This is a genomic window from Alkalibacterium gilvum, from assembly GCF_900109085.1.
Taxonomy (GTDB): domain Bacteria; phylum Bacillota; class Bacilli; order Lactobacillales; family Carnobacteriaceae_A; genus Alkalibacterium; species Alkalibacterium gilvum.
In genome coordinates this window covers 1-10,370 of record NZ_FNYW01000051.1, presented here as the reverse complement: position 1 = coordinate 10,370, position 10,370 = coordinate 1, and the positions used below count along the sequence as shown (strand labels likewise).

The window sequence follows — 10,370 nt, the reverse complement described above, 5'->3', positions numbered from 1 at the left end:
TATAAGATTTTTCTGTTAATAAAATCAGCTCAAAGAGTTGGTTAAGAAAGGTAAAAGCATTGTATAGTATTTTACACAAGATTATGGACTTGACTTAAAACTGGGAAAAATAAAAGTTAAATTGTACATCTTTAGTAAAATACTTCGATAAATAGCTTGTAAATTATAAAGATTCAGTTTGTCATAATAAGAATTAAGTAAAACTCAAGGGGTTATTTAGCAAAATACTCATATTTGTATGGTGTAGTTTCTTGTGATAAGTTGATAGTAGGAGTTGATGGACACCATGTTCAATGCGACAGATCGAATTACGTATAAAAAGATTCTATTTCCTTTGTTTTTTGGTTTAGGTGGAGCAATGTTACTCTACACTCTTAGTGGAATGATTACAGCAATACCTTTGATCACAGTGTTCCTTATTATATCCGTTGGTAGTTTTCTCTATGCTTTGTGGAATATTTGGCAGATGGTAGATGAGAAGTTTAGACCTAAAATTTATCGTTCTATTTCACTTTTTGCTTTATTTTTCCATGGAACAACAATCGCTATTAATTCCTATTTCCAAGGAATAATTGCGACAATTTATGGCTTTACTTTAATCGTTTTTTTCTGGAACTGGCTCACAGCTGATTCAAAAGAAAACGTAACAAACTAATTTAACCGAGTTTGTCTTAAATGCAATTAAGTAAAACTCGAAAAAAAATTGATGAACATTATTAGCAATATGTGAATCAAGGTAAGTTGCAAAGGGGGGATTATTATAAAAAAGTTCAGAGAAATTATGAAGAACAAAAAAATATTTATAATTATATTTATGCTGATTTACATTGTAATATACTTTGTAAGCTTTATAATTTTAAATTTAAATAGTATAATGACACACATTGTCATAACGTTCGCATACGGCTTAGTATACTACTTTTTATATAAGGATAATTGGAGTTAAATACTGAAAAATCTTGATGAAAAATATTTTCAAATTACTGAATAATGTTAGTATTATGTGTCGCTAAACAATTTATAATTCAGTTTGTCTTAAGTACAATTAAGTAAAATTCAATTACAACAAATAGTTAAATAAGTGGCTATATTAAAAGGTATTTTACTAGTTGAATTCTTAAAAGTGGAAAATACTATAAGATATAATAATAAAACTAAAATTTATAAGGAGGATGATATTTATGTCAGATCCCGGAATATTTATTATTGCCGTAATTGTACCGTTAATTATAATATTAGGGATTTTTATACCGCAACAGTTGAAGAGAGAAGAAAAGAAAAACTCTAACAAGAGTAAGAAAAATGAAAAAAAAGATAAATAATTTTTTTTGTTATTTATTCGAGTTTGTCAAAATGTAAATGAGTAAAACTCGAATAGAATCTAGAATAAATAAATTAATCTAAAGGCAACGATAAAACAGACTGATAAGACGCTTATAATCTTATCAGTCTGTTTATTTTTTCTCCTTGATTATCTTCAGTATAAAATGAAAAAATTAATTTATAGCATTTAATGAAAATATTCAGTCCAAAAGTAGTGTTTTTATATGTGGCCTTTTCCATTAATTATATGTTACGATTTATTTATAACAACATTAGCAACCTAATATTGTTATAAATAAATCGTAAAGGAGGATCGAGTGTCTAATTCACTTTTATACAATATACTTAGATATCTACTATAAAACATATTAAAAGGAGAATAATTATTTTGAAAAAACTATCGAAATTTTTACTTGCCCTCATGGCTATAGTAGCTGTATTTGCTACTGTAGGATCAACTGGGTTAGCGGTATCAGCAGCTGAACCTGATGATGAACCAATTACTGAAGATCAGATTAGAGATCAGTTGGCGGAAGAACTTAAATTTTATTTTGAAACAGTGGGACATTTAGATGAAGAGGGAAATTATGTAGTCGATAATGAAGAACTTTTTGTTCAGCAATTCTCAAAAGACGCTGACGTAAACCAAGATGTTCTCGATACTTACTATACCCAACAGAACGCTGCATATAGTACAGCAGCTAGAGGTAGCATTACTGAATATGGTACATGCATTATTGTAAATTCCGTACCGTTTGGTGGTGTAGCATGGGAGTTAGCTAATGCTGTAACTGCGAATCAAGGATTCATTGATGCTGTGACAGCTCTAAATTATCAAGTGGCTGCTGATTTAATAATAGAAATTGGGAGAAGTGTTTTACCACATGCTGCTTTCAAACAATTAACACAACTCAACCTAGCTACAAGTATAGTAGCTGCTATATGGACATGCTCAACAGTATAGGTGGACTATGAATAATAAAATTAACACTTTAGAACAAGAAGAAGATACAGTTAAAGACATTTTAAAAGAATTGGATATAACAATAAATAATAACTATTTTAGAGCGGAAAAAGGCGTTCGACCTGCTCTTCATAAATTATTTTCCTACAGTATGATATATTTAGGATATATCATGAAATTTTATTATCTAACTTTTACTAATGACCAATTAATTTTGTTTGAAGCACCTGATTCACGAGACGCAGTTAAAGAAAATATTACCAGGATAAAGTATGAAGACATAGAAGAATTTACTGTGGAGAAAAAATTCATAAAATACTACATTCAATTTAAATATGACAATAAACAATACTATTTTTACATTGATGCTGATGGAGCTTATTCTTTTACAGGCCTTAATACCTCAGATACTAACTTTCACTCATTAAAAGAAAGAAATTTTATGGGGCTATTAAACAAGTAAGAAACTTCTATAATAAAGATTCATATATAGAATAACATGTATTTTTTTAAAGGAGCTTTATTTTATGAGAAAGAGTAAAATGTTTTGGGTCTTCTTAATTGCCTTAATTTTACTTCGAGTAATTTGGGTTTTACCCATAGGGCAATGGCTTGATCCTATTCTTGATTTGTCGAGTGTAGATATGTTTGTCATATTAATTCTCACCATTCTGTTCTGGGTTTTACTCTATTGGTATTTGAGAAACCGACGTAGTTAAAGTGAGTTCGTGTAAAATGCTGACAAGGTAAAAATTCTAATTACTCCCACTCTAAGTTTCTATTTTTACTGTATACTTCTATTTCTGCTCTTGATACTTTTAAATAATATTTAGTTTCTTCAATATTAACTACGATATTATAGTCTTTAATATTTATGAATGTCGTATAATATGAGAGTGGGTCATGTAGATTCTCCTTTGATTGGTTTTGGTCGACGTAATTACAAGGGAATCTACTGGCCTTTTTCTATAGATATACAAAAAACCGTGCCCGCAAGTTCGTTAGAACTTACCAACACGATTAATTATAGAACCAAAAAAAGCATAACTGAGTTTGTCTTAAGTGTAATTGAGTAAAACTCATTATTAAAGTTTCTTGACAAGTAAACTATGCAAGAATATAATATTGGTAAGTAAACTTGGCAAGGAGGATTTTTGTGAATAAAGACAACATTTTAGAAAAAGCTAAAAAAGAAAATTTAATAAACGATGAAGCCAAAAACAACAAAAGTAAAATAGGGAAACAGTGGGGCTTAGCAGCAGCAAATATAATTATATTTGCAATTATTATTATAAACTACATGAATAGTAAAGATATTAGTCATCTATTCGCTATATGTGGAGCATATGTAGGCTTTGAACATATGGGGAAATATTTTGCTAATAAAGAAAAAACAGATTTACTAGCTTCTCTTGGAGGTATGTTAATTTTAGTTGGTTCTTCAGTATTATGGTTGGCTAATTTATGGAACTTTTAGAATTAAAAAATAGATTAAAAGAAGTTAGGAATGAAGCAAACTTATCTCAACAAAAAATAGCTGATCTGGTAGGTGTTTCTAGGAATACAATAAGTTCTATTGAGACAGGTAAATTCAATCCTACTGCGAAACTAGCTTTAATATTATGTATTGCTTTAGATAAAAAATTTGAAGAGTTATTTTATTTTGATTAATTTTAAAGTAAGAAATTCAGTAAGTATCCAGTTTGTCAAAATAGCAAGTATGACAAACTCATCTCCTTCACACAACCCCCTTATCCGCAACGTTCCCGCCGCTTTTAGGCCGGGGCGTTGTTTTTTTGTCGGTTTTGAGTTTTTGTCAACTGGGTTTATTATAATTTTATGACAAACTAGGAAGGAAGCTAATTTAAAAATAAGCCTTTTATGTATATCCCTTCGATTTATAGCTTTAATAGTTTATTCGATTTTTTAGTTTTTACTTTCCACTTTAAATCATTATTATAGTCATAACTCAAGAGTATTGACTACGATTTTTAATTCCTGTAAAATCAAGGGGTTAAGAGGTGTCATAACTTATACCCAAAAGTGAAGGTGAAAAAGGATGAAATATGGCTACGCGCGTGTCAGCACACGTCACCAAGATTTAGATGGGCAGTTGCGTTTGTTGAAAGAAGAAAACTGCGATAACATTTATTCTGAAAAAATTACGGGAACAAAAAGTGATCGGCCAGAATTTAAAAATCTGCTTGAAACAATTCAAAGTGGGGACACGTTGGTTGTGACAAAACTTGATCGTTTTGCACGCAGCACGCAAGATGCTTTAAGTACGATTAAATTTTTATTTAAAAAAGGCGTGCGTATTAATGTCCTCAATTTAGGGATTATTGAGAATACGTCGACGGGGCGATTAATCTTTACCATTTTTAGTGCCTTTGCGGACTTTGAACGTGACCTGATTGTCGAACGAACACAAGAAGGCAAAGCATTAGCTAAACAAAAACCAGGGTATAAAGAAGGGCGACCGAAAAAATTTACCAAACAACAGCTTGGACTAGCTATGGAGCTACTTGAAACGCACTCTTATAAAGAAGTGGAGAAAATGACAGGGATTAGTAAGAGCACATTAGTTAGAAATAAAAAGAAAGAGTGAGTCTATCAATCGCACTCGTCTGCTATACGGATTTTGGTGACCTGCTGACATCTTAGCTGTCTGCCTTCATATTTAACAGTATGATTAACTGTAAAATACTCATTATAAATAATATATTACTCGTTAAGTTTTGATTGTAATTGAGCAATAGAGGGTTTGATAAATTCTTCCTCCCCCATTTTTTTGAGGGAGAATCCTTTGTCTTGTAGTTCCTCAGCATGTTTGAGCTTTAATGAACGAGAATCCTGTTCAAAAAGATCGAGAGTGCTTCTTCCGATGACCAGGATCGTTGTCTTTTTAGATACACTGTACTGAACCTGTCCGCCTAATGATCGAACTAAAGCCTGTGCTTGTTTTCTAGTCATGCTTGCTAATGTGCCTGTGAACACAACGGTTTCGTTTTGAAGCATTCACCGTCACCCTACTTCTTTTTATTCGCCTCATTTTGCCTGTCTCAGCTAATTCCAACATGTATATACCTCAATGTGATATGACTAGTATTTTTAAGTCATCCTCAGTTCGCCAAGAAAAAAAGATTTTATTCAGGCAATTGACAAAGCATTCATGTTTTTGAATAGTCGAGCAACCTAGAACTCATCATATTTTATTTATTTAACTTAGCAGTATTAAGTGAACAATAAATAAAAATATTATCAACTTGAGTAAATCACCAAGGTTCATTGAATAATATATCCGCTAGGAGAACTCTTGATGTCGAGGGAGGGAATTCCTTCAGATATAAGTAGTTTTGTTTGACTTATTTTATATATGCATTACTTTCACAGGGATTGTTGCAAGCGATGAATAGCTAGGCACCTGTGAGCCCTAGCGTCCTCCTATTAGGCTGAAGACATCTTAAGAATACAGAGAGTTTCTATTATTTAACTAAATTATTTATGTGGTTCTCTCGTCCGCAATCGCGGCTCTATTCGTTCGCAAAATTCATTTAGGGCTTATTTGTCATCGACTCCAAGATACAACTGGAGTGTCGCTAAATATTCAGTCTGAAAAGCGAACATCTCTCATTATGAGCTATCCGTTTTTATCTATAAGTACTCGACTATTCATCTCTCATGTAAAAAAACGTTTATCAAATCTTCCGAGTAAAAAAATTAGATAAACGGATTTTTGGAAAATATTGAATATTAGTAGTATTGTTTATTCACATGATTAATGGTATGTGAATTGTCCTTGTAAATATATTGTTATGTTAGTAGCAAATATCAGAACTTATTTACTATAAACTTGTAAGTGCTAGTCTTTCAATAATTTCACTAAATTATCACTTCTGATTCCTTTTATCCCCCAAATAATAGAAAATAATACGATAATTACTACAAGAGAAAATAAGGAAATAACATTTTTTAAAGTTAGTAAATCAGAGAATAAATATCCATATTTACTATGATTTAAAAATATAACATCAAATAACGCAGCTAAAGAATAGGCAATAAAAAAATAAATAGAAAAAACAACTCCATTTTCTAAAGAAATCATCGTAGCAATATCTTTTTTTGAAAAACCCTGACAAAATAAGACAGCAAATTCTTTTGTTCGATCGTAAATATATCCTTTATTGAGAAATATTACGGTTAAACCAATAATAACCGCTATTATAACAGAGCCTATTACCAAATTTCGAACCAATGAACGGTATATATATGACAAATCCCCATTTTTCAAATCGTATTGTGAGGTGAATTGATATTTAGGAAACATTTTTTTTAATTCATTATAAACACTATTAAAGAATTCCTCATTATCAACGACAACAATCATTTGGTCAAAACCTGTTCCCATAGCTTGTTCAAAGTGTTCGAAATCTTTGGTTATAGTTTCGGTATATTTTTCTGTTGCTTTATTTATTTTGTAATTTTGTACATGGAACTGATAAGAACTTTCATTTAATTTACTTTGGAGATTATTTTGCGGAGCATAGCCCACATAAATTGGGTAAGATGGAGATAAATTTCTTTTATACCCAGTATCATAAATGCCTACGATTTTATATTTTTCGATAACAGAGTGATTTTCAGCAGACGTAACGTCTAAGCTAATTTTGGTGTTAATTAGTTTTGAAATGTTTTCAGCATTAATTAGTTTAAAAGCATATAAATCTGGAATCAATATTTCTTGGGAATTGTCGTTAGGAAATTCTCCTAATATAATATTTATATTATTAGAATTATAATTACGAATCACAGAAGATGGAACAGTTTGAGCCATTAAAGGAAAAGTTATTGACGCTCCGTTTCGGATTTGATCTAAATCTTTTTTTAAAAATGTAGGTATATCTTCATAATCAAGCCTAGATTCAAATCTATTCCCTTCGTAATCATAATGGGATTGCACACCTTCTACTACAGCTTCAACTTTATCAACATTTTTAATACTAGCTACCTTTGTGATATCCTCATTTGAAAAAGCAATTCTATTACCGTCATTACTTATTAAAACATTATTATCTCTTAATTCTTCTTCTGCTTCAGAAGTTAAGCTCTGAGTATTGAAGACAATTGTTTTACTATCAATTCCTGAAAAAAAGCTAGTAAATGAATCCAGTGAAGCGGCTTGAAAAGCAGTGAAACTTAATATGAAAAGCATTAACATTATTACGATAGGTACACCTAACAAAAATAATCTGTTCTTTTTTCGAAACATACTTAATAAGGTATACTTGAATGTATGTTTATTTTTTTTGACGTATTCTAATTGATTTGATTCTTTAATATTTTCAGAATAATCATTTTCATTTTTTGAATAGGTACTATAAAGCTTCCCTTTTTCTAGTTTAAAAATTACATCTGCATATTCAAGAATTGAATTGTCATGAGTAATAATAAAGAATAGTATACCTTTATTTTTTAATTTAGTTATGTAGTTCATTATTTTTTCGGTCGTCATACCATCTAAATTCCCCGTAGGCTCATCTAGTAAGATTATTTCCGGAGACCCTAAAACAGCTCGCCCTATAGCTACCCTTTGTTTCTGACCCCCGCTAATATTTTTGACATACTCATTTTTTAAATTCAGTAAATCCATACTTTCTAAAATAGAATAGATTTCTTCATCTTCAAAATCACCTGAGAGATAAAGATTTTCGTATACTGTTAACTGATCAAATAATTTGAAATCTTGAAAAACCATTTTTACCTTATGAGTTCTTAAATGATCCCAGTCTTGTTTTTTATATGTTTTACTGTCAATCCCAAATAATTCATAAGTTCCTTGGTAAGTATTATCTAAACCAAATACTATATTGAATAGAGTAGTTTTTCCACTACCACTTTCACCCGTTAAAACATGAAGATTATTAGGGTTAGTTATTTGAAAGCTAACATCATCTAAAACAGTTTTATCTCCAAATGTTTTTGTTAAATTTGAGAACTTTAACATGATATCCTCTTTTCTTAAATAACAAAAACCCAAATTACATTAGATTAGAATATGGAATAGGATTTTTGTTAAAGTAGCCTAGTGATTAAAGATTGGAGTGAAGGTAACGTAACTAGATGCTGATATCCTACCTTGTTTTTTCTGCAAAGCCGCCGAGTAATGAGTAGTACTATATGACTGATGGGGACCAATTTGCTTAGTACTGTGGCTCAAAATATCGCTTCCAGCACCCCAAACTTGAAATTGGAAATAATAAGCACTATCACCCATAGAACTTATTGCCCCAATTTTTGATGCTCCATTTACATCATATCCCCATTCCGATGACCATGATCCTGTAGCAGCTGAAACATTAGACGATAAAATCATAACTACAGAAGCAAATAAAATAGTAATGATACTTTTCTTTTTTTTCATGAGAACACCTCGCTTTCACTATAGTATATGTATATTATAATGAAAGAGCTATTTAATATCAACTATGTATGCTATAATATCTGAATAATTCATGCTTTCTGTTGAATGCGTAGAAACTGTCTAACGGCAAGTAAAAATATTTCTTTGATTTACCCTCGTTAAGTGATGAAAAAATAAACCTGTTCTGATATGGTAAAGGTGACCAAAGCAACCCTAAGGAGTTCTCTAATGATTAGTTCACTCAAAAATTGAGTTAAATTTAATTCAAATATTACAATTTCGCATACAGTTAGTCAATTGTTGAGTGATTCGGTTTTGATGTTAGTTAAAGAAGTAAGGAGCACTTTTGGTTTCTCAGATTTAACTGAATAATGTTAGTATGAAACCTTGGACACGTTTTGATAGAATTTAAACTATCGATAGACACTGTTCTTGATTATTTATATTCTAAGGGAGCGTACTTAAGGTCTTGTATTAATCATTATGATAATATGGAGGAATATTTATGATAAAAAAATACGCTAATAAAAAAAAAATTTTTTTATTAACAAGTATAGTCCTGTTATTTGGCCTATATATTTCACTAAATATTTATCAAGCTGAAAATATTAGTGTAGTTCCCATTGAAGATATTAAAAGTATTAGCGTGTCTAAAGCTCATACATTATCTAGTGACACTTTAATAACTGGAGAAATCAAAGTGAACAGATTTGAAGCAATCACACATATTAATAAAGAGAAATATGATGATGTGTTATATATTATTATTCATAAGCAGCCCTCTTTTTATAAAGAAAATGTATTTTCGTTTAATTTAGATGGTGTAGATGCAGTAGAATCTGTTAATAGAATATCTATTGTATCAGGAGATGTTTACGTCGAAGAAGGAGGAACGCGTGGTTATTCTTTAGGTGATCTCAAAAAATTGGCAGAACAAAAAGTGATTTGGGAGAAATAGGGGAAGTGATTTTTTTATAATATTTCAAAAAAGTTTACTTATTCAGTATGACTTAAACCTTTTGATCTTTTGTAATGTAAATAGTTTGAAAATTTGTCAACATAATTTTTTCATTATTTCGTTACTGTTATTTCATCTCTATTATTTTAATATATTGAATTTTTGCGTTGTCCTTTTTTCAATTACTGTTATTTTATAATACTTACTAGAATTCCTAAATGTTATAAAGAATCATCGTTGTCAAAATTTATTTACTCTACTTCCTTGTTATTAAAATGCGCGTATATGTTTTTCTCATTCTCGATAACTTTTTTATCAATGACCATAAATGAACTAACTTTTCTGTTTTTGTCTGAATTAATAGTCAAGTCCATAATCTTGTGTAAAATACTATACAATGCTTTTACCTTTCTTAACCAACTCTTTGAGCTGATTTTATTAACAGAAAAATCTTATATTCAGACCTAATCGGTCCGATAAAAATACAACTTTTTTTAATTAATCGAATGATTCGAAATATATTTTCTTGTGGAACTGAGCCATTCTTCACTCTTATCCATTAAAACAGCACCGATTAATCGATTCGCTGATGCATGATTGGGAAAAATTCGGATCACTTTTTCTCGTCGTCGAACTTCTTGATTTAAACGTTCAAGAAGATTCGTGCTTTTTAAGCGATTATGACCTTGCCCTGCAACAATATA

At 30.3% G+C, this 10,370-nt stretch carries 13 protein-coding genes; 9 read left to right on the top strand and 4 right to left on the bottom strand.

The window, feature by feature from the left end:
- Positions 1-286: 286 nt before the first annotated feature.
- From BMX83_RS09755 to BMX83_RS09725, 8 genes are all read left to right on the top strand, one after another.
- Positions 287-655: a hypothetical protein gene (locus tag BMX83_RS09755; RefSeq protein ID WP_091636523.1), complete on the top strand. Its 369-nt coding sequence runs from the start codon at positions 287-289 to the stop codon at positions 653-655.
- A 526-nt stretch (positions 656-1,181) separates the two neighbouring features.
- Complete coding sequence (locus BMX83_RS10950; protein WP_177170571.1) at positions 1,182-1,322, top strand: hypothetical protein; 141 nt, start codon at positions 1,182-1,184, stop codon at positions 1,320-1,322.
- A 389-nt stretch (positions 1,323-1,711) separates the two neighbouring features.
- Entirely contained in the window at positions 1,712-2,287 is a 576-nt protein-coding gene (locus BMX83_RS09750; protein WP_091636520.1) for a hypothetical protein, read from the top strand.
- A 7-nt stretch (positions 2,288-2,294) separates the two neighbouring features.
- Positions 2,295-2,750 (top strand): PH domain-containing protein, encoded by a 456-nt coding sequence (locus tag BMX83_RS09745; RefSeq protein ID WP_091636517.1) that lies wholly within the window; start codon positions 2,295-2,297, stop codon positions 2,748-2,750.
- Between the two features lie 64 nt (positions 2,751-2,814).
- Entirely contained in the window at positions 2,815-3,006 is a 192-nt protein-coding gene (locus BMX83_RS09740; RefSeq protein ID WP_091636515.1) for a hypothetical protein, read from the top strand.
- Between the two features lie 437 nt (positions 3,007-3,443).
- Positions 3,444-3,764 (top strand): DUF6442 family protein, encoded by a 321-nt coding sequence (locus tag BMX83_RS09735; protein WP_091636512.1) that lies wholly within the window; start codon positions 3,444-3,446, stop codon positions 3,762-3,764.
- Entirely contained in the window at positions 3,752-3,958 is a 207-nt protein-coding gene (locus tag BMX83_RS09730; RefSeq protein WP_091636510.1) for a helix-turn-helix transcriptional regulator, read from the top strand. The genes BMX83_RS09735 and BMX83_RS09730 overlap by 13 nt, the downstream gene beginning before the upstream one ends.
- Positions 3,959-4,346: 388 nt before the next feature.
- Positions 4,347-4,895 (top strand): recombinase family protein, encoded by a 549-nt coding sequence (locus tag BMX83_RS09725; RefSeq protein WP_091636507.1) that lies wholly within the window; start codon positions 4,347-4,349, stop codon positions 4,893-4,895.
- Between the two features lie 116 nt (positions 4,896-5,011).
- On the opposite strand, the gene BMX83_RS09720 is transcribed toward BMX83_RS09725, so the two are convergent.
- The 3 genes from BMX83_RS09720 to BMX83_RS09710 form a co-directional block, all read right to left on the bottom strand.
- Entirely contained in the window at positions 5,012-5,305 is a 294-nt protein-coding gene (locus tag BMX83_RS09720; RefSeq protein WP_091636504.1) for a BRCT domain-containing protein, read from the bottom strand.
- A gap of 844 nt (positions 5,306-6,149) precedes the next feature.
- Positions 6,150-8,291: an ATP-binding cassette domain-containing protein gene (locus BMX83_RS09715; RefSeq protein ID WP_091636502.1), complete on the bottom strand. Its 2,142-nt coding sequence runs from the start codon at positions 8,289-8,291 to the stop codon at positions 6,150-6,152.
- A gap of 78 nt (positions 8,292-8,369) precedes the next feature.
- Positions 8,370-8,708: a hypothetical protein gene (locus BMX83_RS09710; protein WP_091636499.1), complete on the bottom strand. Its 339-nt coding sequence runs from the start codon at positions 8,706-8,708 to the stop codon at positions 8,370-8,372.
- A gap of 505 nt (positions 8,709-9,213) precedes the next feature.
- Between BMX83_RS09710 and BMX83_RS09705 the strand changes: the two genes are divergently transcribed.
- The gene (locus BMX83_RS09705) at positions 9,214-9,666 is read left to right on the top strand and encodes a hypothetical protein (RefSeq protein ID WP_091636497.1); all 453 of its coding nucleotides are present in this window, start codon (positions 9,214-9,216) and stop codon (positions 9,664-9,666) included.
- A 494-nt stretch (positions 9,667-10,160) separates the two neighbouring features.
- Here the strand turns inward: BMX83_RS09705 and BMX83_RS09700 are convergent.
- Positions 10,161-10,370: transposase (locus tag BMX83_RS09700; RefSeq protein WP_177170570.1), on the bottom strand; the 210-nt coding region annotated here is incomplete at its 5' end.

Bases quoted from the DNA above. Each gene is read 5' to 3' on its own strand.
- BMX83_RS09705 (WP_091636497.1), top strand. From the start codon at position 9,214: ATGATAAAAAAATACGCTAATAAAAAAAAAATTTTTTTATTAACAAGT.
- BMX83_RS09745 (WP_091636517.1), top strand. From the start codon at position 2,295: ATGAATAATAAAATTAACACTTTAGAACAAGAAGAAGATACAGTTAAA.
- BMX83_RS09710 (WP_091636499.1), bottom strand. From the start codon at position 8,708: ATGAAAAAAAAGAAAAGTATCATTACTATTTTATTTGCTTCTGTAGTT.
- BMX83_RS09715 (WP_091636502.1), bottom strand. From the start codon at position 8,291: ATGTTAAAGTTCTCAAATTTAACAAAAACATTTGGAGATAAAACTGTT.
- BMX83_RS09725 (WP_091636507.1), top strand. From the start codon at position 4,347: ATGAAATATGGCTACGCGCGTGTCAGCACACGTCACCAAGATTTAGAT.
- BMX83_RS09755 (WP_091636523.1), top strand. From the start codon at position 287: ATGTTCAATGCGACAGATCGAATTACGTATAAAAAGATTCTATTTCCT.
- BMX83_RS09740 (WP_091636515.1), top strand. From the start codon at position 2,815: ATGAGAAAGAGTAAAATGTTTTGGGTCTTCTTAATTGCCTTAATTTTA.
- BMX83_RS10950 (WP_177170571.1), top strand. From the start codon at position 1,182: ATGTCAGATCCCGGAATATTTATTATTGCCGTAATTGTACCGTTAATT.
- BMX83_RS09720 (WP_091636504.1), bottom strand. From the start codon at position 5,305: ATGCTTCAAAACGAAACCGTTGTGTTCACAGGCACATTAGCAAGCATG.
- BMX83_RS09730 (WP_091636510.1), top strand. From the start codon at position 3,752: ATGGAACTTTTAGAATTAAAAAATAGATTAAAAGAAGTTAGGAATGAA.